This is a genomic window from Flavobacteriales bacterium (genome assembly GCA_016716605.1).
In the GTDB taxonomy this organism is placed as follows: domain Bacteria; phylum Bacteroidota; class Bacteroidia; order Flavobacteriales_F; family PHOS-HE28; genus PHOS-HE28.
On the sequence record JADJWA010000001.1, the window covers coordinates 1,656,955 to 1,682,356 of the forward strand.

Annotated in this window: 19 protein-coding genes and 1 riboswitch; of the genes, 4 read left to right on the forward strand and 15 right to left on the reverse strand. The window is 61.7% G+C overall.

The features are described from left to right. Positions 1-15: 15 nt before the first annotated feature. The 9 genes from metH to cyoE all read right to left on the reverse strand — a co-directional run bounded on the left by metH (position 16) and on the right by cyoE (position 9,216). Positions 16-2,838 carry a methionine synthase gene (gene metH / locus IPM12_06515; GenBank protein MBK9147457.1) on the reverse strand — a complete coding sequence of 941 codons (2,823 nt, stop codon included), beginning with the start codon at positions 2,836-2,838 and terminating at the stop codon, positions 16-18. After that, positions 2,804-3,700, reverse strand: coding sequence for a hypothetical protein (locus IPM12_06520; GenBank protein MBK9147458.1), 897 nt, complete (start codon positions 3,698-3,700; stop codon positions 2,804-2,806). Before IPM12_06520 ends, metH begins: the two co-directional genes overlap by 35 nt. 14 nt (positions 3,701-3,714) lie before the next feature. Next, positions 3,715-4,740, reverse strand: coding sequence for a homocysteine S-methyltransferase family protein (locus IPM12_06525; GenBank protein ID MBK9147459.1), 1,026 nt, complete (start codon positions 4,738-4,740; stop codon positions 3,715-3,717). A 101-nt stretch (positions 4,741-4,841) separates the two neighbouring features. After that, positions 4,842-4,954, reverse strand: a riboswitch (SAM riboswitch). Between the two features lie 56 nt (positions 4,955-5,010). After that, entirely contained in the window at positions 5,011-5,562 is a 552-nt protein-coding gene (locus IPM12_06530) for a DUF420 domain-containing protein (GenBank protein ID MBK9147460.1), read from the reverse strand. Between the two features lie 13 nt (positions 5,563-5,575). Then, positions 5,576-6,316, reverse strand: a complete 741-nt coding sequence (locus IPM12_06535; GenBank protein MBK9147461.1) for an SCO family protein — start codon at positions 6,314-6,316, stop codon at positions 5,576-5,578. Continuing rightward, complete coding sequence (locus IPM12_06540) at positions 6,316-6,687, reverse strand: cytochrome C oxidase subunit IV family protein (protein MBK9147462.1); 372 nt, start codon at positions 6,685-6,687, stop codon at positions 6,316-6,318. Before IPM12_06540 ends, IPM12_06535 begins: the two co-directional genes overlap by 1 nt. 41 nt (positions 6,688-6,728) lie before the next feature. Next, entirely contained in the window at positions 6,729-7,631 is a 903-nt protein-coding gene (locus IPM12_06545) for a cytochrome c oxidase subunit 3 (protein MBK9147463.1), read from the reverse strand. A gap of 23 nt (positions 7,632-7,654) precedes the next feature. Further along, positions 7,655-8,383: a heme-copper oxidase subunit III gene (locus IPM12_06550; protein ID MBK9147464.1), complete on the reverse strand. Its 729-nt coding sequence runs from the start codon at positions 8,381-8,383 to the stop codon at positions 7,655-7,657. Further along, positions 8,380-9,216 carry a protoheme IX farnesyltransferase gene (gene cyoE / locus IPM12_06555; GenBank protein MBK9147465.1) on the reverse strand — a complete coding sequence of 279 codons (837 nt, stop codon included), beginning with the start codon at positions 9,214-9,216 and terminating at the stop codon, positions 8,380-8,382. The genes IPM12_06550 and cyoE overlap by 4 nt, the downstream gene beginning before the upstream one ends. A 160-nt stretch (positions 9,217-9,376) precedes the next feature. Here cyoE and queG point away from each other — a divergent pair, with 160 nt between their 5' ends. Further along, positions 9,377-10,315 carry a tRNA epoxyqueuosine(34) reductase QueG gene (gene queG / locus IPM12_06560; protein MBK9147466.1) on the forward strand — a complete coding sequence of 313 codons (939 nt, stop codon included), beginning with the start codon at positions 9,377-9,379 and terminating at the stop codon, positions 10,313-10,315. A 40-nt stretch (positions 10,316-10,355) separates the two neighbouring features. Here queG and IPM12_06565 read toward each other — a convergent pair whose 3' ends face one another. The 5 genes from IPM12_06565 to IPM12_06585 all read right to left on the reverse strand — a co-directional run bounded on the left by IPM12_06565 (position 10,356) and on the right by IPM12_06585 (position 15,618). Continuing rightward, a complete protein-coding gene (locus IPM12_06565) occupies positions 10,356-10,568 on the reverse strand; it encodes a hypothetical protein (GenBank protein MBK9147467.1) in 213 nt (70 codons plus the stop codon). 171 nt (positions 10,569-10,739) lie between these two features. Beyond that, positions 10,740-11,597, reverse strand: coding sequence for an Omp28-related outer membrane protein (locus IPM12_06570; protein ID MBK9147468.1), 858 nt, complete (start codon positions 11,595-11,597; stop codon positions 10,740-10,742). Positions 11,598-11,600: 3 nt separating this feature from the next. Next, on the reverse strand, positions 11,601-13,295 hold the full coding sequence (locus IPM12_06575; GenBank protein MBK9147469.1) for a hypothetical protein: 1,695 nt from the start codon (positions 13,293-13,295) through the stop codon (positions 11,601-11,603). Positions 13,296-13,305: 10 nt separating this feature from the next. Continuing rightward, positions 13,306-13,800, reverse strand: a complete 495-nt coding sequence (locus tag IPM12_06580) for a TlpA family protein disulfide reductase (protein MBK9147470.1) — start codon at positions 13,798-13,800, stop codon at positions 13,306-13,308. An 87-nt stretch (positions 13,801-13,887) separates the two neighbouring features. After that, positions 13,888-15,618 carry an Omp28-related outer membrane protein gene (locus IPM12_06585; protein MBK9147471.1) on the reverse strand — a complete coding sequence of 577 codons (1,731 nt, stop codon included), beginning with the start codon at positions 15,616-15,618 and terminating at the stop codon, positions 13,888-13,890. A gap of 228 nt (positions 15,619-15,846) precedes the next feature. Here IPM12_06585 and IPM12_06590 point away from each other — a divergent pair, with 228 nt between their 5' ends. Beyond that, positions 15,847-16,599, forward strand: coding sequence for a T9SS type A sorting domain-containing protein (locus IPM12_06590; GenBank protein MBK9147472.1), 753 nt, complete (start codon positions 15,847-15,849; stop codon positions 16,597-16,599). On the opposite strand, the gene IPM12_06595 is transcribed toward IPM12_06590, so the two are convergent. Continuing rightward, positions 16,589-17,287, reverse strand: coding sequence for an NAD-dependent deacylase (locus tag IPM12_06595; GenBank protein MBK9147473.1), 699 nt, complete (start codon positions 17,285-17,287; stop codon positions 16,589-16,591). The two genes, IPM12_06590 and IPM12_06595, sit on opposite strands and share 11 nt — an antisense overlap. Before the next feature lie 153 nt (positions 17,288-17,440). Here IPM12_06595 and IPM12_06600 point away from each other — a divergent pair, with 153 nt between their 5' ends. Beyond that, positions 17,441-18,052: a Holliday junction branch migration protein RuvA gene (locus IPM12_06600; protein ID MBK9147474.1), complete on the forward strand. Its 612-nt coding sequence runs from the start codon at positions 17,441-17,443 to the stop codon at positions 18,050-18,052. 8 nt (positions 18,053-18,060) lie between these two features. After that, on the forward strand, positions 18,061-25,311 hold the full coding sequence (gene sprA, locus IPM12_06605; protein MBK9147475.1) for a cell surface protein SprA: 7,251 nt from the start codon (positions 18,061-18,063) through the stop codon (positions 25,309-25,311). Positions 25,312-25,402: the final 91 nt, after the last annotated feature.

The following is a 25,402-nucleotide window of genomic DNA, read 5'->3' on the forward strand; positions in this document are numbered from 1 at the left end:
ACGGTTGGCCGCGCCTCAGTACCCCAGATTGCTCCCCAACCACCGCTCCATCCATTCCACGGTCTCCCCCTTGCGCCGCGCCAGGTCCGCAATCTGGTCCTTGGCCACGCGGCCGATGCCGAAGTACTTGCTCTGCGGGTGTGCGAAGTAGAAGCCGCTGACCGCTGCCGCCGGGCTCATGGCCAGGCCCTCGGTGAGGGTGATGCCCGTGTGCTTCGTGGCGTCCAGCAGGCGGAAGAGCTCCGGCTTTTCGGTATGGTCGGGGCAGGCAGGGTAGCCCGGTGCCGGTCGGATGCCCTGGTACTCTTCCTTGATCAGTTGTTCGTTGCTGAGGCGGACGGTCTCGTAGCCCCAGAGCTCCTGGCGCACCACCTCGTGCAGCTTCTCCGCAAAGGCTTCGGCCAGTCGATCGGCGAGGGCCTTGAGCAGGATGGCGCTGTAGTCGTCGTGGGCGGCCTCGAAGCGTTTCACGCGTTCGTCCACGCCGTGGCCCGCGCTCACCGCGAAACCACCGATGTGATCAGGCGTTCCTTTCGCCGCGATGAAGTCCGATAAGGCGATGTAGGGAACGCCCGGTGCCTTCTTGCTCTGCTGGCGCATCGTATGGACACGACCGATGACCTTGGTGCGTGCGGCATCGCCGTAGAGTTCGATGTCGTCGTCGTTCACTGTATTCCCGGGCCAGATGCCTGCCACTCCATGCGCCTGGATCCACTGCTCCTTCACGATGCGATCGAGCATCTTCTGGGCATCGTTGTACAGACGCGTGGCCTCAGCACCCACCACCTCGTCCTCCAGGATGCGCGGGAACTTGCCCGCCAGCTCCCAGGCCATAAAGAAGGGCGTCCAGTCGATGTAGGGCACCAGCTCGGCGAGCGGGTAGTTGCGGTAGCTGAAGATGCCGGTGCTCTTGGGCGCCACGGGCGGCTCGGCGGCGAAGTCGATGGTGAACTTCTTGGCACGCGCCTCCTCCAGCGGTACGTACTCCTTCTCGCGCTGGTGGCCTTCGTACTGGCTGCGCACCTTGGCGTACTCCTCCAGCACCTCGGCGGCGAAGCGGTCGCGCTCGTTGTCGCTGAGCAGGTTGCTCACCACGGGCACGCTGCGGCTGGCGTCGATCACGTGCACCACGGGCTTGCTGTAGTGCGGGGCGATCTTCACGGCGGTGTGCACACGGCTGGTGGTGGCGCCGCCGATCAGCAGCGGGGTCTCAAACCCTTCGCGCTCCATCTCCTTGGCCACGTGCACCATCTCGTCCAGCGAAGGCGTGATCAATCCGCTGAGGCCGATGATGTCCACCTGCATCTCGCGGGCGGTCTTCAGGATGGTGGCGCTCTGCACCATCACGCCCAGGTCGATCACCTGCCAGCCGTTGCAGGCGAGGATCACGCCCACGATGTTCTTGCCGATGTCGTGTACATCGCCCTTCACGGTGGCGAGCAGCACCTTCTTCGCGCCTTCTTGACGAGTTCCGGTGAGGGAAAGCCCCTCTCCCTCGGAGAGAGGTTGGGGTGCGGCCGCATTCTTCTTCTCCTGCAGGAAGGGTTCGAGGTAGGCCACGGCGCGCTTCATCACGCGGGCGCTCTTCACCACTTGGGGCAGGAACATCTTGCCGCTGCCGAAGAGGTCGCCTACCACGTTCATACCGGCCATCAGCGGACTTTCGATCACCAGCACGGGGTCCACGTACTGCACGCGGGCCTCTTCGGTGTCCTGCTCGATGAACTCGGTGACGCCGTGCACCAGGGCATGCTTCAAGCGCTCTTCCACGGAGCCTTCACGCCAGGCGGCCTGTGCGGCCACGGCCTCTGCGGAAGGCGCGCCCTTGAACTGCTCGGCGAAAGCGACCATGCGTTCGGTGGCATCGGGGCGACGCGCCAGCAGCACATCCTCCACGTGTTCGAGCAAGTCCTTCGGAATGTCATCATAGACACCGATCTGCCCGGCGTTGACGATGCCCATGTCGAGCCCGGCCTTGATGGCGTGGTAGAGGAAGGCGGTGTGGATGGCCTCGCGCACGGGTTCGTTGCCGCGGAAGCTGAAGCTCACATTGCTCACGCCGCCACTGGTCAAAGCACCCGGTAGGTTCTGCTTGATCCAACGCACCCCTTCGATGAAGTCGATGGCGTAGCGATCGTGCTCCGCCATGCCAGTGGCCACGGTGAGGATGTTCGCGTCGATGATGATGTCGTGCGGCGCGAAGCCGGCCTTCTGCGTGAGCAGGTCGTAGCTCCGTTGCGCGATGGCGATGCGGCGCTCGAAGGTGTCGGCCTGGCCCTGCTCGTCGAAGCACATCACCACGGTGGCGGCGCCGAGGCGACGGATGATCTTGGCCTGCCGCAGGAACTCGGCCTCCCCTTCCTTCAGGCTGATGCTGTTGGCGATGCCCTTGCCTTGCAGGCATTTCAGGCCCGCCTCGATCACGCTGAACTTGCTGCTGTCCACCATCACCGGCACGCGCGCGATGTCGGGCTCGGCGGCGATGAGGTTGAGGAACTTGCGCATGGCCTCCACGCCATCGATCATGCCCTCGTCGAGGTTCACGTCGATCACCTGCGCGCCGTTCTCCACCTGCTGGCGGGCCACGCTCACGGCCTCATCGTAGTTGCCGTTCTTGATCAGCTTACGGAAGGCCGCACTGCCGGTGACGTTCGTGCGCTCGCCGATGTTGACGAAGTTGGAACCGGGGAAGATGCGGAGGGGCTCGAGGCCGGAGTAGGTGGGGATGCTCATTGGAAATGCGGGTTCACCGCAGAGGCGCAGAGGGCGCGGAGAAATGCATGGATCGTGATCATGGCTGAAGTCAACGTTGCTTCCAATAGATCCACTGCGAGACATCCTTCATAGGAGCACAGCGCGTGTTCCATCTCCGAATGTTGTCTTGAAGCAACTCGAAGCTCTGCACGGCCAATGGAGAGCGGAGCTGAGCAAATGGTACACTTACCCTGCGTGACTCTACCGCACAATCCTCACTAATGTCGAACGTGACCAAGGCACTATCGGCTCGGACCGTTTCAACATCCGTACTAAAAACCTCGACTTCAGCGGTCCGGAGCATCATCTTCGAAAGCGAAGTGTCAATACTCCCGATCTCTCGAGGAAATGCCAACACTATTGATGCACGAGTCTTGCGTGCCTGCCATTGCGCCTCGTCCCTAACCAAGCGGATGGAATAGTGCTCTCCATGATTCAGGACAACACCTGTATCGCGATAAAGAGCCATACACTCGGACGGATCGGTATACGCACGGATGGTCACTGATCGGCCTTCGAAGGCTGATCGCGAGAGATCCATCTTCACCGAACGCCATTGCCCAATTCCGGCTGAGCTTTGAGCTTTCCGTTCACCTCGCATCTTGTTTTCTCGAGCATTGTCGGTGATGATCTCGACCCCTATCTCGGAAAAGGTTGAATCCGGTTCAGCCGTAACATCGAACACGATGGTCATATCGTCCTTTTTCTGACCGAAGGAGTGAAAAGACAACTGCATGAGCAGTACGGTCAACGCAAACCGAAGTGTCGTCATGAAAGGAGAACGGAACGGACCTTTACGTAAGTGCGTCATCCGCGTGAGCGATTGCAGCGGAAAGCCCATAGGTGGCTGAGGAACGAAGCCGCCGAGGACTTGCAGCGGAAAGCGCGACCCCGGCCGCATTTGGGACGGGGGCACGCCCACATAACCAACAACCTGCTCGCTCATGCCTATCGTCATGTTCAACGGTCGACCCCGTGGGTCGACGCTACGGGTGCTTCGATCGGGCGTGGTGCGTGCCGCTTGGCCTCAGCCGCTAATGCCGCGATATGCTCCGGCGTGGTTCCACAACACCCGCCCACCACGTTCACCCAGCCGTTGGCCATGAACTCGCCCACGAGGCGGGCGGTGACCTCGGGCGTTTCGCGGTATTCGCCCATCTGGTCGGGCAGGCCGGCGTTGGGGTAGATGCTTACGCGGCAGGGGCTCTGCTCGGCGATCACCTCCAGGTAGGGCCGCATCTGGGCCGCGCCCAGCGCGCAGTTGAGGCCCATGCTAAAAAGAGGAACGTGTGCGATGCTGATGAGGAAGGCCTCGATGGTCTGGCCGCTGAGGGTGCGCCCGCTAGCATCGGTGATCGTGACGCTGCACATGAGCGGCACTCTGGTGTTGCGCGCCTCAAAGACCTCATCGATGGCGAAGAAGGCGGCCTTGGCGTTGAGCGTGTCGAAGATGGTCTCCACCAGGAGGATGTCCACGCCGCCGTCGAGCAGGGCCTCCACCTGTCCCTTGTAGGCGGCCACGAGCTGATCGAAGGTGACGGCGCGGAAGCCGGGATCGTTCACGTCGGGACTGAGCGATGCGGTCTTGTTCATCGGCCCGATGGCACCGGCCACGAAGCGCGGCTTGCTCGGATCCATCGCGGTGTACTTCGCGCACGCCTCCTTCGCCAAGCGCACCGATTCCAGGTTGATCGCGCGCGCCAGGTGGCTGCACTCATGCTCCGCTTGCGCGATGCTGGTGGCGGAGAAGGTGTTGGTCTCCACGATGTCGGCGCCGGCCTCCAGGTATTGCTCGTGGATCTTTCGGATGGCCTCGGGCCGCGTGAGCGAGAGCAGTTCGTTGTTGCCCTTCAGCAGGATAGGGTGGTTCTCCATGCCTTTCGGATGGAAGTCCGCCTCGGTGAGGCCGAGCTTCTGGATCATGGTGCCCATGGCCCCGTCGAGGACGAGGATGCGCTCCTGGGCGAGCTGTTCGAGTGTCTTCATCGTTCCGTCGTTCGTCCGCATCGCCCCAGAATGAAAAAGCCCCACCCGATGGACCGGATGAGGCATCATTGCTCCTGCTGGGGGCACTGCTTCCTGATCGCGGCTCATCTCTCCCGCTATTCGGCGGGCTGGATTTAGCACCTACCCGATGGTTGCCCACCGGACGGTTGCCAAGGCTTCATAGGGCCAGTCCCTCTGCCTTTCTGGATAAGCGATGGAAAGAACGACGGCGCGAATGTAGGAGCACGACGCGGGAATACAGAGTTGGCCTTAGTAGAACGGCGAGATCATCAGGTACACCACCACGCCGCTGATGCTCACGCAGAGCCAGATGGGCCAAGTGCGGCGCGCGAGCTTGCGGTGCTCGGCATAGCGGCCACTGAGCGCGCGATAGGCCGTGAACAGGATGTAGGGCAGTGATCCCGCAGCAAGCAGGATGTGCGTGGCGAGGATGATGTAATAGAGCACCTTGATCGCGCCTTCGCCGCCAAAGGGGGTATCGCCAGCGAAGAGGTGATGCAGGATATAGGACACCAGGAAGAGCACGGAGAGCGCCATGGCCGCGAGCATCACGCTGCGGTGCGCGGTCCACCGCCCGGCACGCGCGGTGAAGAGGCCCGCGATGAGCAACGCGCTCACCAGCGAATTAATGGCCGCGTTGATGCGCGCGAACACATGCGGGTCGAAGCCGCCGGGGGTGCCCACCTTCACCCGATTGAGCACCACCACGGCCAGGAACACGATGGCCGAGAAGATCCAGATGGTCCGCTTCGCCTTGGCATCGGCGATGGTGAGCGAAGGCTTGGGATAGGGCTGATTCATGTTTCCCAACGCCTCACCGCTGCCTCCTTTCCTCACGCACGGCCTCGGCGCGCTTCACCTTCTCCTCCTTCAGCAGCATCTTGATGTCGTTGGCGCAATCCATCATGCCCTTCATGGTGGTGCCGTCGTACATGCCGCGGATGTGCCGGTCCTTATCGACGAGGACGAATGTCTCGGAGTGCAGGAAGCCGCCCGGCGCCATCACGTCTTCACGAGCCGCCACATGGTAGCCTTCGCTGCCTTGAAGGTAAAGGGCCTGCTTGTCGCCGGTGAGGAACTTCCAGCGGGCGGTATCGGCTTGCAGCTTGTGCGCGTACTCGTTCAGTACGTCGGGCGTGTCGTGCTCCGGATCCACGGTGTGGCTGAGGAAGACCACATCCTTGAAGGCGGGATCGTCGAGCTTGAGCTGCATCTGCTGCATCTGGCCGCTCATCTTCGGGCAGATGGTGCCGCAGCGCGTGAAGAAGAAATCGGCCACGATGATCTTGCCCTCGACCTGCTTGTCCGTGAACGGACGGCCGAACTGATCGATGAAGCTGAAGGGCGGCAGCTGGTGGTAAACCGTGTCGATGATGACCTGGCCGTCGCGCTCTACGGCCACCACTTCCTTGGGACCGTAGTAAGGCAGGAAATTGAACCGGTGCTTCGCCAAGCCCAGCCACGGTGAGAAGAACACGAAGAGGCCGAGGACGAAAGCAGCGATGCCGCCCAGGATGAGGAACTTCTTGCGACGGCCCGAGGGCTCCACCAGCATCAGAGGTAAGTCTCCCAGAGGTACTTGACGTACTGCGACTCCCACACCGCGATGAAGAGCAGGTAGAGGATGAAGAGCGCGTAGGGGAGCAGGATGATCGAGCGGATGTTGCGGCGCTCATCGCCCAGGTGCATGAAGGTCATCACGATGTAGGCGGCCTTCACCAGGGTGAGCACCACATAGGTCCATTTGATGGTGTTCCAGGCGCCCAGGTCGAACCAGCTCTTCCAATAGGCGCCCAAGGTCACTTCCACGGTGGTCACCACGGCGAGCAGCAGGGTCACCATCCAGATCCTCCGGCGAATCCTCTTGCCTTCCTCTTCGCTGTGGTGGGCGTCGAGGCTGTATTCGATGATGTCGTCGCGTTCCATTTCAAGCCGCCGAGAGCTCGGCGAGGGGTTTGGTTAGCGGGTCAGAGCAGGTAGAAGAAGGTGAACACGAACACCCACACCAGATCAACGAAGTGCCAGTAGAGGCCGGCCTTCTCCACCATCTCGTAGTGGCCGCGCCGGTGGAATATGCCCTTCATCACCATGATCAGCACGATGAGGTTGATGATGACCCCGCTGAACACGTGGAAGCCGTGGAAGCCGGTGATGAAGTAGAAGAAGTTGGCGTATTGCTGTGGGCCGTACTCATTGAACTCGATGCCATTCGTGCTCCAAGGGAAGGGGGCGCCGGCCATGTACACGACCTTCTCCTTCCAGAGCTGCTGGGCGGCATCGCCGGTCACAGGGGGCGCTTCGGCGCCACCGGGCAGGGTGTCGGGCAGCAGGTAATGCCCGGGCAGTGCCTTCACCAGATGGAAGCCCTCGGCATGCGCGGGGTCGTGGGTATCGTGCGCATCGTTGTGCACCCAGTACTTATCGCCGCTCTCGAGGGTGATGTAGCCGCCGCTGCCATGATTGAAGTGGTACCACTCCCACGCCTGGCTGCCCACGAAGAAGGCGCCGCCGATCACCGTGGCGAAGAGCCACTTGACCACCCCGCTCTTATCCATCCGATGACCAGCCTCCACCGCCAGCACCATGGTAACGGAGCTGAAGATCAGGATGGCGGTCATCAGCGCCACATAGATCAGCGGGAAGGAGCCATGCAGCCAGGGCAGGGCGCGGAACACCTCCTCGCCGATAGGCCAGGCCTCGGTGGTGCTGTGGCGAACGAAGCCGTAGCCCACCAGCAAGCCGCTGAAGGTGAGGGCGTCGGACACCAGGAAGAACCACATCATCATCTTCCCGTAGCTGATGCTGAACGGGGAGCGGCCGCCGCCCCAGAGGACGTCGTTGCTCAGGGCTTTTGTAGCGTCTCCTGCCATGGCCTGTTTATGCGGCGGCAATGTTAGTGAACGTACTTCAGGAACAAAAAGAGGAATACCCACAAGGCACCAAGGAAATGCCAGTAAACCGCCCCGGCCCAGAGGCCAACGTGCTCTTTATCGGTGTAACGCCCCTTGAAGGCCATCAAGGCCATGATCAGGAGGCTCAGCAGCCCGAAGGCCACGTGGAAGGCATGGGCAAGGGTGAGGATGTAGAAGTAGGGCCCGGTGCGGTCCTTCTGCTCCGCGATCTCGGCATCTAGGGCGAATTGCTTCGCGGAATCGTCCGCGGCGTACCAATGCCCATCGGCCGGGACCAGGGTCTGGCCGTCCTTGCTCACGCTGAAGTCAGAGCCATAGACCCCGCCGATCTCCAGGAGCTTGTTCGGGCTGATGGTGATCCCGATCTGCACCAAGCGGGACCAGCCCTTCACTTGAGATGCGGTGAAGGCCACCCCGAGCCCCAGCGTGGCGAGGATCAAGGGAAGCATCAGCCTAGTTCGGCCTTTGGCTGCGCTGGATAAGGCCAGTTGCAGGGTGAGGCTCCCTGCCATCACGAAGGCGGTGCTCCAATAAAAGGGCTCGGGCATGGCAATGGTGGTCCAATAGCCACCGCTCATGCTCACGAGGTACGCGCTGGTGAGGCCCGCGAAGAACATCACAATGGCGAAGCAGAGGAGCCAGGTAAGGGAGCGCCGGGCTCGAGCGGCGCGGGTGCGCTCCTCGGCCGGGGTGAAGGGGTCAGCGGTCATAAGCGGTCGAGCACATAGGCCACCTGCACAATGGGCAGGTAGAGGAAACTGGCGAACATCAAGCGCCGGGCATCGGTTCGTTCGTGGGTGCGGAAGAGCTTCAAGGCCGGCCAAAGCATCACAAGCCCCATGACGACCGAAACCACGGCAGCCACCGGTCCTACGACGCCGAAGGTCCAAGGGAGCAGGCCCACCGGAATCACGAAGAGCGTGTAGAGCAGGATCAGGAAAGCGCTGCGGCCATCGGTGCCACCGGGTGAGGGCAGCAGGCGGAAGCCGCCACGCGCATAATCCGCATCGAGCACCCACGCGATGGCCCAGAAGTGCGGGAATTGCCACATGAATTGCATGGCGAAGAGCAAACCGGGGCCTAGGCCGAATTGGCCGGTGGCCGCCACATACCCCAGCATCGGCGGGAATGCCCCAGGGAAGGCCCCAACGAAGACCGCCCAAGGCGAGTGCTTCTTCAAGGGCGTGTAAAGCGCTGCGTACATGAACAGGGAGAGGAAGCCAAGGATGCCCGTGAGCGGGCCGAAGGCCAGCCACAGCAAGGCGATACCGGCGCTTCCCGCCACGAAGGCGGCACCGATGGCCTCGGCCATGCCCAAAGTGCGCCTCACCAAAGGGCGCTCGGCGGTGCGGTGCATGAGGCTATCCTCCTGCACCTCGAACACCTGGTTCAGCGCATTGCTGGCTCCGGTGAGCAATGTGCCGCCCAGCACCAGCATGAGCAGGTCGATTCCGCTGAAAGCGCCCGGGGCGATGCCCAAGAGGTAGCCTAACACGGCGCTCACCACCACCAACGAGGCCAGCCGCAGCTTGAATAGGGCCATCACCTCGCGAAGCCAGAGAGCCGTGCTCCGCTTGCTCGTGTATGCCTGCGACTTGCTCAACGGCCGCGAAAGTACCCCGCTGGGCCGAACCGGCGACGCCCATGGAACGATCCCTGAAACCCATGAATCACAGCCGAGCACGCGCTCCTACCTTCCCCCCATGTCCGATGCCAGCGCACGTGCTGCGCAGATCAAGGCCGAGGCCCATCGGCTGGGCTTCCTGGCCTGCGGAATCGCAGTTGCCGGCTTTTTGGAAGAGGAAGCGCCGCGCTTAGAGCATTGGTTGGAGCAGGGCAAGCATGGCCAGATGGCTTACATGGCCAACCACTTCGACCTCCGGCTCAATCCTCGCAAGCTGGTGCCCGGGGCCAGGAGCGTGATCAGCCTGGCCTACAATTACCACACGGAGCAGGTGCAGCTGGATCCCGCGGCGCCCAAGCTGAGCACCTATGCCTATGGTCGCGATTATCACAAGGTGGTGAAGAAGCGGCTGAAGCCCTTGTTGGAATTCATCGCGGAACGATTCGGGGAAGTGGCCATTCGCGCGTTCGTGGATAGTGCACCGGTGATGGAGAAGGCATGGGCCGAACGAGCAGGCATCGGATGGCGCGGCAAGCACACGAATGTGATCCGCCAAGGCGGGGGCTCCTTCTTCTTCTTATGCGAGCTGATCACCGACCTCGAGCTCGCGCCTGATGCACCGGCCACCGACCATTGCGGCACTTGCCGCCGGTGCATCGACGCTTGCCCAACGGATGCGATCACCCCTTACGGGGTCGATGGAAGCCGCTGCATCAGCTACCTCACCATCGAGCTGAGGGAAGCCATCCCGGAGGAATTCACCGCTAAGCTGAACGGATGGGCCTTTGGCTGCGACATCTGCCAGCAGGTGTGCCCGTGGAACCGGTTCTCCGAACCGCACCAAGAGGCCGAGTTCAAGCCCAAGCCCGAGTTAATGGCCCTCACGAAGGATGAGTGGCATGGCCTCACCGAAATCGTCTTCGATCGCCTCTTCGAGGGCAGCGCTGTGAAGCGCACGAAGTTCAATGGGCTGAAGCGGAATCTGGAATTCCTGCGGATGGAGGTTGAAGGTCGATGACAGGTTGGGGTTGTCGAAACCTACAGCCTCTCAGCCAGCCTCAACTCCGCATAGTGCTCTTGAACACCTCTACGATCACATCCTTGTACAAGTGGCCGAAGGTGGCCAGGCACCAAGCCTTGAGCACCAACTGGTCACTTTGGCCCACCCATTTGCGGGCCTTGATCAATTCCTTCCTGAACAGGCGCGGGTCGAAGCTGACCTTCTGGAGCACCTGTTTGCTGAACTCCATCATCTTTCTTCCTTGGTCCATCATCACGGTTCGGGTTTAGCAGGCTGCCTTGCGGAAAGCAGGGCTGAAAGTAGTGCTTGATGCTCGGGAAGGGCATTTGGGGAAGGGCCGTTTTTCCACAAGCGGTCAAGGCAGCGGTATGGGAAACGGTTGATAACCCCGATCGGTATCCGGACCGCCCGTCAGGGAATGTTAAGGCTGGAATTTCCGCTCGGCGGCTTGGAGCACCTGGTTGGTGGCCGTCTCGTAAACGTAGGCCACGAGCTCGCATTCGTCGGCGTTCCAGGCTGGATCCATGGAGACGCCAGAGTACGTGAAGGTGAGGGTGTCGCCGGCTGTAGCCCCGGTCGCAACGGCCACTTGGCCCCAAGCGCCATCCATGGTCTTCCGGAACACATGGCGGTGATCGTAATCAGGGTTGTCCACCAGCGGGCCGGTGGAGCTGTACTGCCAGTCGATCACGTGGTCTTCCGTGAGGCAGGTGATGATCTTGTGCTCACCGGTGAGATCCGCGAGAACGGCCACTTTCACCGTGGCAGACACGGTATGGGCGGCCGCATCATGCTGGAGGTCGCTGATCCAGATGTCGAGTGCGGCATCCTGCGCCACGATATCGGCAATGGCGCTGCCCCACACATCGTTGCTGAGCAAGGTGGAATTGTTGAAGGGCGTTCGGTTCACCAAGCCCGAAGGCATGAAGGTGACCAGGTACGTGGTGGCGTAAGCCTGGCCTTCAGTCGTGCGGAAGTCCGTGGCATAGCTCCCGTCGGCATTGCTCTGGGGCGCGATGAAGCTTGAATTGAAATTGAGCGCGGCGTGAAGGTTCACCAGGATCAATTCGTCGCCATAGAGCCCGTCGAGCTGCGCGGCAACCACATGCGCGGCCGGGCAATTGTTGCAGTGGTGCCCTGTGAATTCCTCCAAAAGCGCGCGCCGCTTCACGGTGGTGGGGCCGCTCCCACCAGTATCACGCCGCTCAATTGGGTTCTCGACCTTATCGCAAGAGAAGGCCAACACGGAAATCGCAAGGGCGGCGAGGCAGGCGCGCATGGCTCAGAAGGTGCTGGTGATCGACAAGGTAAGGCCATTGGCGGCGGGCACTTGGCGGCAAACGCCGCCCACGCAGAAGATGCCCGCTCGCTGACGGCCGTAATTCATTTGGAAGCGGTTGCCGCCCCTGATGTATCCCACGGAGCCAATGGGGTAATGGAGGGCTTCCTGCCCTTTGGCCTCCAGTTCGGGATTGCCCACGTAGTTGTACTGGTCCATGGCCGCCAGGAACCAATGCGGGCTGAAGGTGAGTTCAGCCAAAGCCGTAGCCCAGTTGCCCTGGTCCTGCTTGGTGCTCAGGTGCTGAAGCTCAAATCGCAAGGAAGTGCGCTCGCTGAACTTGTGGAGGCCCTCAACGATGATGATGTCGGTGTATACCACAGGCTTGCCGGGTTTGCCTTGGATAACATCAATGTCGTAGGCGAGGTTCAAGTACGTCACCGCCAGTTCCCAACTGTCCGAGAGTTTCTTGCGCAGCTCTACATTGATGTCCGAGAAGTACTGTCGTTCGCTCATGCCGAACAGCGCGCTGGTGTAGCCCAAGCGCCGGGTGGTGTCGTCGGCGGCTCCCAGCCGGGTGGTGTCGAGGGCGTAAGCCACACTGGCGTTCACGGCGAGCTTGGTGCCGTATTTCCCGCCAAGCGCGCTGCCCTTCTTGAACTTGTAGAACACCTCACCCTGACCGGCCACTTCGCCGTTGGGCTGTGTGGCGTAGGGGTAGAGCGTGGCCGGCAGGTTGTACGTGTGCTGCTTGGCCCGAGGCGGGAGGAAGTTGATGTTCAGGTCGAACGGCGTAGGTGCGCTGCGATCGCTCTGGTAGAACATGTTATCGAAGCTGTGCGCCCCCACCGATGCCCCGAAGCCTTTTGAGGAGTAGGTGGCATTGAACAGCAGCGCTTCACCGGGCTTGTAGATATAGCCGTTCTTGCCATTGGGGTCATTCACCTTGTGCGCGTATTCCGCATAGAGGTCCCAGCGTGCCGAGGTGAAGTTCACGCGCACCGCACCGGCCGCCACGTTCTCAGGGAGCACGTAGATGGGGTCGCGATCCTCTTGGTACTTGCTCACGAAGCTCCCGCCGATGATGAGGTTGCTGCCGTGGGTCCATGCGCTATCGAGGAGCTCGGCGAGGTTGACCTCGGCATCGGCACCGCGCACGAGGCCTGCGCCCTTCACCTGCTCGCCATTGAAGGCCAGGCGCTGCCGGCCAGCTAGGGCTTTCAGGTAAACGCCACGATAGGGCTTGTACTTCACGCGCACGCCGTCCATGGCATTGTCAACGCCCAGGTAGCGTTCCTCATAGCTGCGGAACACCAGGCCTTGGCCGAATTGCTCGAAGAAGTTGCCGGCCGTGACCTCAAGGTCACTGAGCTTGTACTTCGCGTAGCGATAGCCGAGGCCTGAGCCGCTGTAGGGCTGGCCAGCGGGGTAGCCCGCCAGGGCCGGTTCGTAGCTCTCCATGCGCAGGCCCGCCTCGAAGGGCCCGCTGGTGAAGATCAGGTTCATCCATGCGTTGTACGCCAGCCGCTGATTGGGCAGGATGGCGCCGATGGCGTCATCGGCATTGTAATACTGCGCATCGGTGCTGAAGTTGCCGTGTAGCTGCCCACCGGCGGGTTGCTGCTGCGTGAAAGCCACAACGGGCCACGAACAGCTTGCAACAGCCAATAGGCCGTTGCGTATCTCGCTTAATCGCATGCGACGAAGGTCACTTCTTTCCGGCCAGTTCCTGCACCTTGCGATAAAGCTCGTTCTCGTCGCCCGGCTCGTAATTGTTGTGCTGCCAAACGATTTCGCCCGCGCCATTGAGCAGGAAGGTGTGCGGCACGTTGTTCACGTTGAGCGCCCGCTTCAGGTCGCCGTTCGGGTCGAGGTAAACCTCATAATCCCAATCCTGGCCGCTTACATAAGGCTTCACGCGGGCGCTGGTGCGTGCATCGTCGATGCTCACCGCGATCAGCTTCACACCGGTCTTGGCCTGCCAATCGTCATACTTCTCTGCGATGGCGCTCAACTCCTTCTTGCAGGGCGCGCACCAAGTAGCCCAGAAGTTCACGATGATTGGCTTTCCGCTGTTGCTGAAGCTCTTGGCGTCCACCTTCTTGCCCTCAAGGGTCTGCACTTGCACGGATGGCAATGTGCCTTGGGCGCTGGCGAAGGTGGCGGCGGATGCGAGCAGGATGCTCAGGATGGCTGTTCTCATGGATCGTTCAGGTGAAATTGAAAGGCCAGCGGCCGAACGCAATCATCGCGCCGTGCCGCTGGCCTTCCGGTCAGGTCAATCCATGAGCTACTTGCTCACCGTCACTTTGCGGGTGGCGGTCAGGCCATCAGCGGTCACCACCACCAGGTAGCTGCCGTTGGCGAGCGCGCTCAGGTCAAGGTCGTGGCGCTGCTCGCCGCTGCCGAAGCCGCGGTTGGCCACCATCACCTCCTGGCCAGCGAGATCAAGCACTTGGAAGCGCACGTTCGCGGCGCTGGGCAGGTCGAAGCTCAGGTTCATCAGGCCGTCGGTGGGGTTCGGGAACAGAGTGAGGCGGCGGTCGAGGGCGTTGGCCTCATCGATGCCCACCGCGAGCTGGCCGACAAAGGCGGCTTGCAGCACTTCTTTCGTCGTGGTGTTCTGAACGAAGGCCACCACTTTCACGTTGGCGAGCGGGCCCCATAGGTTGTAGTTGCCTTGCGCAACGCCACCTTGGGTGAAGGTGTAGCTCTGGTTGAAGGTCTGCGCTACACCGTCCTGAAGGGTGGTGAGGGTGATACCGCTGCCATTCGGGAGCATTTTGCGCTGGGCGTGCTTGAACTGGTTCTGGGAAGTGGTGCCCTGGTATGAATAGCTCTCTACCGCTGCGATGTGCAGCTTGTAGCTGCCGGGGAATGCGGCAAAGGGCGTCACGGACCCGGACACCGTGAGGGTGTTGCCGGCATAAGAGGCGTTCAGGTTGATGCTGCAGAATGCAGGTACCGCCGCTTCATTGTTCAGGTTGGTGGCGTTGTTGGTGTAGCTGTTCGCCGGATCGCGGCCATTGATGAACACATCGGGGATGCCGCTGACACCGTAGTACTGACGGCGGGTAACACCATCGGGATTATAGCTCGGGTCGGTGCCGGGGCTCGGCCAGTTCATCTGGTACTTGACGGCGGCGATGTTGGAGGTGCCCGTATTGGTGCTCAGGCTCGTGAGCAGCGGGTCGAACGTGTTGTTATAGCTGGCGCAAGGTGCGCAGGTGCTGCTGGTGAACTCCTCGATGAGCACCACGCGCTGCACGCTCTGGGAGGCAACGTTCACGTTCACGCTGATCACGTCATTGAGCAGGTTGCCATCTGTGCTGCCGTTGGGGTCGCTGGCCCACACGTTGATCACATGGCTACCGGTTGTGGCCGCCCAAGGAGTGGGGTGCGTGAAATTGTAGCTGGCTCCGACGGCCACGTTGGCCGAGATCGGCGCTGAAACCGTTGCGCCGCCATCAACCGTGTAGTTGAGGTTGAAGCCCGTGATCGCCGTGGTGCCGAAGTTGCGGACCGTGCCGGTGATGCTCTGGTTGCCCTGTGCAACAACAGCAGGCAGGCTCAAAGACAGCGCGCCCAAGTCCAATGCGCTTTGGGGCCCGGTGATGAAGTAGGCGATGTCCTGCGCGGTGGTGAAGGCGTAATTGCTGGCGTGAGTGGTTGCCCCTCCGTTGGAGGTGACCGTGTAGAAGCCAGCACCATACTGAGTGCTGTAAATGCCATCGCCGTATGAATCGTTGATCGTGAACACGATGATGGGCCCGTCCGGCACGCAGGCGAGCACCGGCGGACGGTCAGTTGTGCCTGGAGCTCCCAGATTGGTCCACGGGCCACCGGAAGCATACACCGGGGTGCCTCCAAGGCCAGTCAGCGACCAAGTGGTCTCCGACGCCCATTGGTCAGTAGTGATATTCACCGACACCTGGGTCTCCCCAGAAGGGCATTGCGCTTGCGCGCGGGTGAATGCCACCAGCGCCGAGGCCATGGCAATGTAGCGTAAGGACTTCTTCATCAGTTAAGGGTTGTTGGTTGCGGGATGATCAAATCTCCCCGATCAAGGGAGCTTTTCTCAGGGACGCCAAACGTAGTCGGCGACGTGCAGTGGTCCAAGGGCCTCGATCGGTATCGCGTTGGGATCCTATGGATTAGTGTGGGAATCCCATATGGAAGCTCAAGTACCAAAGAGCGGGTACATTTGAGGCCGACCTCGAACAAGGGGTTGCACAGAATCACGAGCCTCATGAATGCACGATACCTCGTTTTCGCCCTGCTCAGTGCCACCCTCGGAGCGCAAGCCCAGATTATCAACGTGACCAACAGCCAGAGCCAGGTGGTGAACGGCCAGCTGGTCACCATCGACGGACAAGCTGACGCAGCCCTGCTCACGGGGAGCCTTTTCACAACCCGGAATGGCGGCACTTCGATCAACGTGAACGTGAAGCGGTATGAACTGAGCGCTCAAGTCGGCACGCAGAATTACTTCTGCTGGGGCGTGTGCTACGATGCTATTCCTGCGGGTACGCTGCCGTTCTGGAGCGCTGGGCAAGAGGCATTGCTGCCCATGGCGCCGGGCGTTACGCTCGATAATTTCCACGCCTACCATGTGCCCTTGGGCATGGCTGGGGTCAGCACCTACCGTTATGTCTGGTACAACACGGCAGTTCCAACGGACACCGTGTATGTCGATATCCGCTTCGATGTGGCGGCTGTTGGCATTGAAGAATTGAATGGACGCCCGGCCCGGCTTGAGGCCTACCCGAATCCTACGAGCGGGCAGGACGTGCAACTCGAAGTGACTTTGGACCGTGCCGCGCTTGGAACCCAAGTGGTGGCGTATGACATGCTCGGTGCATCTGTTCGCCGGGTGCCCTTCGGCGCCAACCAGAACCGCCTCGTGCTGCCCACAAGCGAGTGGACACCCGGCGTGTACTTCGTGAGCATCGAGCGCAATGGCGCCACCTTGGCGACGCGCCGGGTGGTGGTCACGCGCTAGGTTCAAACAGCCATTCCTCAGCGATTCGAGGCACGCCTTCAGTGGCCGATGCTTTGATGATGCGTACGCCCGCTCGGTTCAATTCAATGGCTTGGGGATCAACCAGGACCATCGGAGCGGTGCGTGGAGCGTAGTGCACCAAGCCCGCTGCGGGGTAAACATTCAGGGAAGTGCCCACCACAAGCACGCGGCTGGCACGGGCCATTTCATCAGCGGCCCTCTCCATCATCGGCACGGCCTCGCCGAACCACACGATGTGCGGGCGAAGTTGGGATCCCAGTGCACAGCGGTCGCCCAATCGGAGTGACGGCCCGTTGATGCGAGTGACGAGCGTGGGATTCGTCGTGCTGCGGGCCAGCAGGATCTCACCATGCAGATGCAGCACCTGCTTGCTCCCTGCCCGCTCATGCAGGTCATCGATGTTCTGGGTGATCACCATGACATCGAAGCGCTCCTGCAAACGCGCAATGGCCACATGTGCCGCATTGGGCTGAGCGGCGAGCACTTGCGCACGGCGCTCATCATAGAAGCGCAGCACCAGGGCCGGGTCGCGGCGCCAAGCCTCCGGTGTGGCTACATCCTCCACATGGTAATGCTCCCAAAGGCCGCCGCTATCCCGGAAGGTGCGCAAACCGCTCTCTGCGCTCACGCCCGCTCCGGTGAACACGATAATGCGCTCCTTGCTCATGCCTCAAGTTTATGGCTGAGGCCCAGCACATGCCATTCAACCGCCGCCACCTATTTTCGGGCCCTTCAATCCGGCCCCCCTCCGGAGAAACCGCTGCCGATCGAGAATACTCTACCCCCTTTGTAGGATCCCATACGTGAACGAAGGGACAGGATGATCGACAGCCTGAACGGAGAGCTATTGGAGCGCGGAATCGACCACGCTGTGATTGACTGCCACGGTGTGGGCTACCTCGTGCAGCTTCCGGCTATCGTTGCGGTGCAACTGCCAACGCGCGGGGCGTGCCGTTTGTTCATCCATTACAGCGTGAGCGTCGATGTGCGCTCCGGACAAAGTGAGCACCGGCTCTTCGGCTTCCGCCAAGCTGATGAACGGCAGCTGTTCCGCAAGCTGATCGAGGTACAGGGCGTGAGTGCCACGCTGGCCTTGGCGATCATGAGCGCCCGAAGCGCCGAAGACGTCCGCTCATCGATCATCCTCGGAGACGAGGGCGGCTTGAAGGGCATCAAGGGAATTGGGCCGAAGCTGGCGCAGCGCATCATCGGTGAGCTGCAGGGCAAGCTGGGCCTGGGCGGATCGCCTGTCCCGGTCGGCCTTCCCGCAGGAGCGGGCAATACGCTGCGGAGCGAGGCGTTATCGGCGCTGGTCTCGCTCGGCCTCGACCGCGCGAAGGCCGAACGGGCCCTGCAAGGCGTGCTGAGCGAGCGCGGATCGGAACCTCCGCCATTGGAAGAGTTGATCAAGCTGACACTGAAGAACCTGTGAGCCGGGCCGTGCATTCCTTTTCCACCCTTTATTCCGATTCGGTGCTGAAGGCGCTCCGCGCGGCCCTGTTGATCGCCATGCTGCTCATGGTCGCTGAGGCCGATGCATTCATCGTGCTGCAGGTGGACAGCCCAGAGGTGGAGCTCGTGTACCCGATCACCGACCCTACGGCTCCTGGCGCAGGCAGCACTGGCCTGGTGAACCTGGGGGACCCTGAGAACATACAGAACGACGTGATCTACGACCCAGTGACGGGGCAGTACATCGTGAATAGCAGCGTGGGTGGCAGCTTCGATTACAGGCCTCCCATGAGCATGACCCTTGAGGAGTACCTCAATTATGACATGGAGCAATCCATGCAGACCTTCTGGCTGAACAAAGTGGAGGAGGAGAGCGAGAGCGCCCAGAAGCGAATGATCCCTGCGTTGAAGGTGCGGGGCAAGGCCTTCGACCGGATCTTCGGGGGCAATACCATCGACATCAAGCCGCGCGGTTCGGCTGAGATCATCTTCGGACTGAATGTGAGCCGCACGGACAACCCGCGGATCCCGATCCAGCAGCGGCGCATCACCACCTTCAACTTCGATCAGCGCATCCAGCTCAACCTGGTGGGCAACATCGGGGACAAGATGAAGATCACCACCAACTACAACACGCAGGCGACCTTCGACTTCGAGAACCAGGTGAAGCTCGACTACACGGGCTACGAGGACGAGATCATCCAGAAGATCGAGGCCGGCAACGTGAGCCTTCCGCTCCGCGGCACCCTGATCCAGGGCAGCCAGAGCCTCTTCGGCATCAAGACCCAATTGAAATTCGGCCGCCTCACGGCCACCGGCATCTTCAGCCAGGAGAAGGGCCAACGGCGCAACGTGCAGACCCAGGGCGGCGCGCAGACCACCAACTTCGACATCAAGACCGACGAATACGAGGCCAACAAGCACTACTTCCTCAGCTACGCGTTCCGGGAGCAGTACGAGAACGCCTTGCGCACCCTGCCCACGGTGAACAGCGGCGTGATGATCACGCGTGTGGAGGTGTGGGTCACCAACCTGCGGCAGGACTTCAACCAGAACCGCAACGTGGTGGCCTTCACCGACCTGGGCGAGGACGCCAGCCAGTCCAGCATCGATGCGGGCCGTGTGAGCAACGACATGCCGCCTGGCCTGCTGATCGACAATCCGGGCACCGCTGCGGACAATGCGGCCAACAGCCTTTACGCTACCGTGGCCGCCAATGCGGGCATCCGCAGCTTCGTGAACAGCAGCGGCGCCCTGCAAGCGTTGGGCCTGGTGCCCGCGCGGCATTTCGAGAAGCTTGAGAGCGCACGCTTGCTGAATCCCAACGAGTACTCGCTGAACGTGCGGCTGGGCTTCATCACCCTGAACCAGCAGCTCAACAACGATGAGGTGCTTGCTGTTGCCTACCAGTACACCCTCGACGGCCAGACCTTCCAGGTGGGCGAGTTCAGCACCGACGGCATCAGCCCGCCCGATGCGCTGATCCTGCGCCTGCTCAAGGCCACCATCACCAACCCGCGGATCCCCTTGTGGGACCTGATGATGAAGAACGTGTACTCGCTCGGCGCCTTCCAGGTGAACCGCGAGAACTTCAGGCTCGATGTGGTGTACAACAACCCGGTCACCGGGGTGGACATCAACTACATCCCACGCGCGCCCGTCGATCAGATCCCGCTGATCCAGACCGTGGGCCTCGACCGGTTGGACCCGAACAACGCGCCGAATCCCGATGGCTGGTTCGACTTCATCGACGGCGCGGCCACCAATGGCGGCACCATCAACACGCAGAACGGCCGCATCTTCTTCCCGGTGCTCGAGCCCTTCGGCAGCTACCTGGACCGGCAGCTCATCGGCCCCAACCCCGCCTCGCCGGTGCAGCCTGAAGCGATCCGGAAGACCATCGTGTACCAGCAGCTCTACGACAGCACCAAGATCGCCGCGCAGAACATCCCGGAGCTCAACCGATTCAAGCTGAAGGGCAGCTACCGCAGCGCCAGCAGCGATGTGATCAACCTCAACAGCGTGAACATCCCGCAGGGCAGCGTGGTGGTCACCGCCGGTGGCGTGCGCTTGGTGGAGAACCAGGACTACACCGTAGATTACAACCTGGGCCGCGTGCGCATCCTCAACCAGGGCATCCTCGAGAGCGGCACCCCGGTGAACATCGCCCTCGAGAGCAACTCGCTCTTCAGCATCCAGACCCGCACGCTGGCCGGTGCCCGCTTCGACTACACCATCAACAAGGACTTCGTGATCGGCGGCACCATCATGAACCTGTATGAACGGCCGCTCACGCAGAAGGTGAACGCCGGCGAAGAGCCCATCGCCAACACCATCGTGGGCCTCGATGCCAACTGGCAGAGCAAGTCGCAATGGCTCACCAACGTGGTGGACAAGCTGCCCTTCTTCGCCACGAAGCAAGAGAGCAACGTGAACGCCAGCATCGAAGGCGCATACCTGATTCCCGGCCACAGCCGCGCCATCGGCAACGCCGGCACCAGCTACATCGACGATTTCGAGGGCAGCGTGAGCACCATCGACCTGCGCACCCAGAGCCTTTGGTTCCATGCCAGCACGCCGCAGGGCATCGAGCTCTTCCCCGAGGGAAGCCTTGTCAACAGCCTGGGCAATGGCTTCCGCCGCGCGCAGCTCAGCTGGTACGTGATCGATCCGCTCTTCTTCCGCAACAACAACCTCACCCCGTCGCACATCGCCAACGACCCCGCCATGCGCAGCGATCACCGCATGCGCGAGGTGCTCGAGAATGAGGTGTTCCCCTTCCGTCAGCTCCCGGCGGGCACGCCCAACAACATCCCCGTGCTCGACCTCACCTATTACCCGAACGAGCGCGGGCCCTACAACTACTTCAGCGACCAGGCCCGATTGAATCCGGACGGGACCTTCAACGACCCGGAGGAGAACTGGGCGGGGATCATGCGGCGGATCACCACCACCGACTTCGAGAGCAGCAACATCGAGAGCATCCAGTTCTGGCTGATGGACCCCTTCAGCGATGCTGCGCCGAACGGAAGCAACGAGGATAGCCAGAATACCACGGGGGGGACGCTCTACCTCGACTTGGGGAACATCAGCGAGGACCTGCTCCGCGACGGGCGGAAGGCCTTCGAGAACGGGCTGCCCAAGGATGCGCAGGATGCCGCCGCGCCATTCGATGCCACCGAATGGGGCGTGGTGCCCATCACGCAGAACGTGGTGAACGCCTTCGCCCTTCTGGAAAGCAACAGCAACCTGTATCAGGACGTGGGCATGGACGGCCTGCACAGCAACCTCGGCGATGCCCCGCAGGGAAACGAGCAGCAGTTCTTCGGCCCTTATGTGAATGCGGTTGCCAACGCCGTGACCGACCCGGCTGCCCTTCAACGGATACAGGCCGACCCCAGCAACGACGACTACCAATTCTTCCGCGGCAGCCAGCTGGATAACCAGCAAGCCAGCATACTTGAGCGCTACAAGCGATTCAACAACCCCGAGGGCAACAGCGTGACCGACGAGGACAGCCCCGAGGATTACCCCACGCAGCAAACGGTGATCCCCACCACGGAGGACATCAATCTGGACCAGAACCTGGCCGAGGGCGAGAGCTACTTCCACTACGCGCTGCCGCTGCGCCCGCAGGACATGGTGGTGGGCCGCAACTTCATCACCGACCGCATCGAGGCCGATGCCAGCACGCCGCAAGGCACCAAGCGCGTCTATTGGTACCAGTTCAAGATCCCGGTGCGCCAGCCCACGGCCCGTGTGAATGGCATCCAGGACTTCCGGAGCATCCGTTTCATGCGCATGTACCTGCATGGCTGGCAGCAGCAGGCCACCCTGCGCTTCGCACGGCTGGAGTTCGTGCGGGGCGAATGGCGCAAGTACGCCAGCTCCCTGCTCACCCCGCAGGAAGTGCCCGCCAGCGACCCGGACCCCACCACCTTCAACGTGGCGGCCGTGAACATCGAGGAGAACGGATCGCGCTATCCGATCAATTACGTGCTCCCGCCGGGCATCAACAAGGAAGTTGACGTGGCCAGCGCGAACCTGCGCAACCTGAATGAGCAGAGCCTGCAGCTGCAGGTGTGCAACCTGCGCGACGGCGATGCGCGGGGCGCGTTCCGCAACGTGAGCTTCGACATCCGCAGCTACAAGAAGATGCGGATGTTCATCCATGCCGAGAGCAGCGACCTGAACAACCCGCTCAACTACGGCGACATCACCGTGTTCGTGCGCATCGGCAACGACCTCGATGCCAACTACTACGAGTACGAGGTGCCCGTGGCCATCAGCGCGCCCTTCAACAACGACGCCTTCAACGTATGGCCTGAGGCGAACGACATGGTGATCGAGTTCGCCAAGCTCAACGACCTGAAGATCCAGCGCGACCAGAGCGCCTTCCCGCGCAACCTGCGCTTCGCGGGCACCGATGGAGACCGACGCGTGTTCATCAAGGGCAGCCCCAACCTCAGCCAGCTGCGCAGCATCATGATCGGCATCCGGAATCCCAGCAAGGATGGGGAAGAGGCCAATCCCTACAGCGCTGACAACGGCCTGGCCAAATGCGCCGAGGTATGGGTGAATGAATTGCGCCTCACCGACTTCGACCAGCGCGGGGGCTGGGCCGCCATCGCACGCGTGAACGCGCAATTGGCCGACCTGGGCACCGTGAGCGTGGCCGGCAACTACAGCACGCCCTTCTGGGGCAGCATCGACAAGCGCGTGAGCGAGCGCCAGCGCGAGACCAAGTACGGCGTGGACATCGCCGCGAACCTGGAGATGGGCAAGTTCCTGCCTGAGAGCACCAAGCTCCGCGTGCCGCTCTACCTCGGCTACAGCGAGCAGGTGAGCAATCCGCAGTTCGATCCGCTCAACCCCGACATCGAATGGAACGACGCCACACGCGCGCTCACCCCCGATGAGCGGCGCCAGCGCCTGAAGGCCTCGCGCACCTACACGCGGCGGCGAAGCATGAACCTCACCAACGTGCGCAAGGAGCGCGGCGAAGGCAAGAAGGAGAGGGCCTGGGACGTGGAGAACCTCGCACTCACGTACAGCTACACCGACCAGGAGTACTTCGATGTGAACACCGCGTTCGAGAACACGCGCACCTACCGGGGCAGCATCGCCTACCAGTTCGCCCCCAAGCCGCTCGCCCTCGAGCCTTTCAAGGACATCGGCCTCATCGGCAAGAGCAAGTGGCTGAAGCTGCTCAAGGACTTCAACCTGAACCTGGGCTTCAAGCAGATCAACATGCGCACCAGCATGGACCGCATGTACCTCGAGCGCCTGGTGCGGCCCAACCCGGACATCGAATCACTGCCGCCCAGGCCCACTTACAACAAGAACTTCAACTGGGTGAGCCAGTACGGCTTCAAGTACGACATCACCAAGTCGCTCAAGGTGGACTTCAACGCCAACAACATGGCCGTGGTGGGGGAGACCCCCGGCCGCGTGAACCCCAAGGTCGGCGACGAGTACGCCCTCTGGAAGGACAGCGTGCTCACCAGCCTGCAGCAATGGGGCGAAGTGACCCGCTACGACCATACCACGGCCATCACCTACACGCTGCCCCTCGACAAGCTGCCGCTCACGGACTGGATCACCTCCAACGCGGGCTACACCGCAGGCTACCAATGGGACCGGGCGCCCTTCACCCAGGACACCTTGGGCAACACGGTGCAGAACTCGCGCAACCTCTCGCTGAACAGCCAGCTCAACTTCGTGTCGCTCTACAACAAGAGCAAGTGGCTGAAGAAGATCAACGACAAGGCCAAGCGCCAGGCCCCGCGTCCGCAGACCGCGACCGCGCGCGGCGGCGCGGCGCCCAAGCCCGAGGACGACAAGAACAAGCCCAAGGAGAAATTCAACGTGCTCGAGAACCTGGCGCGCATGCTCATGGCCGTGCGCACGGGCTCCTTCACCTACAGCCAGACCAACGGCACGCTGCTGCCCGGCTATGGCCGAACCACCAACATCATCGGCATGGACAACTTCGGCGCGCCGGGACTTGGGTTCGTGCTGGGCCAGCAGAACGACGACCTCAATGGCGACCCTGTGCGCGATTTCGCTCGCACCGCAGCGGCCAACGGCTGGCTGGTGCAGAATGAATCGATCTTCAACCCGTACACCACCTCGCGCAACGAGAACATCACCGCGCGCATGAGCCTGGAGCCCTTCAAGGGAATGCGCATCGAGCTCAACGCCAACCGCACCAGCGCCCGCAGCACCCGCTCCTTCTTCCGCTGGAATGAGGACCTGGGCAGTTACGTGAACGACAATCCCAACGAGACCGGGAGCTTCAGCGTAAGCCTGTTCACCTGGCGCACGGCGTTCACGAAGGACGATGACAACGGCGTGAGCACGGTCTTCAATGAGATGCTCGCCAACCGGCAGGTGATCAGCGGCCGTCTGGGGGCCACCAACCCGGAATCCGTGCTCGACACCACGGGTTACTTCACAGGCTATGGAAGCACCAATCAGGACGTGGTGATCCCGGCCTTCATCGCCGCCTACACGGGCCGATCGGCCAATTCGGTGAACCTCAATCCGTTCAAGCAGGCGCCCATGCCCAACTGGGACATCACGTACGATGGCCTGACCAAGATGGAGCCGTTCAGCAAGTGGTTCCGCACCTTCACCCTGAAGAACAGCTACCGCAGCACCTTCAGCGTGGCCAGCTACCAGACCAACCTGCTCTATGTGCCCGGCGCCAATGAGGTGGATGCCGCCGGTAACTACATCCCCCAGCGGCAGATCATGGCCGTCACCATCCAGGAGGCCATGCGGCCGCTGATCGGATTCGATGCCACGCTGAAGAACGGGCTGCTCGCCAAGGTGGAGCATAACCGCGACCGCAACATGAGCCTGGGCCTCACCAATTACCAGGTGACCGAGACGCGCGGCAAGGAATACGTGTTCGGCACGGGCTACCGCTTCAAGAACGTGAAACTGCCCTTCAACGTGGGCGACAAGAAACCCAACAGCGACCTGAACATCCGCGTGGACGTGAGCATCCGCGAGAACGTGACGGTGATCCGGCAAATGGAGCAGGCCCTCAATCAGGTAACGGCCGGCCAGCGCGTCACTTCCATCAAGACCAGCGCCGATTACGTGCTGAACCAGCGCCTCAATGTGCGCCTGTTCTATGACCGCGTGGTGAACAAGCCGTTCATCACCACCAGCTTCCCCAGCGCCAACAGCAACTTCGGAATCAGCCTGCGCTTCACGCTAACAGAGTAGGGCCTTTCCCATGATCAGGAGTTGTCCGTTGCCTGGCTCCGCGATACGGGTTCGTTTCTACTTTCGGCCGCCTTTCCAGGCAGCCAAGCGC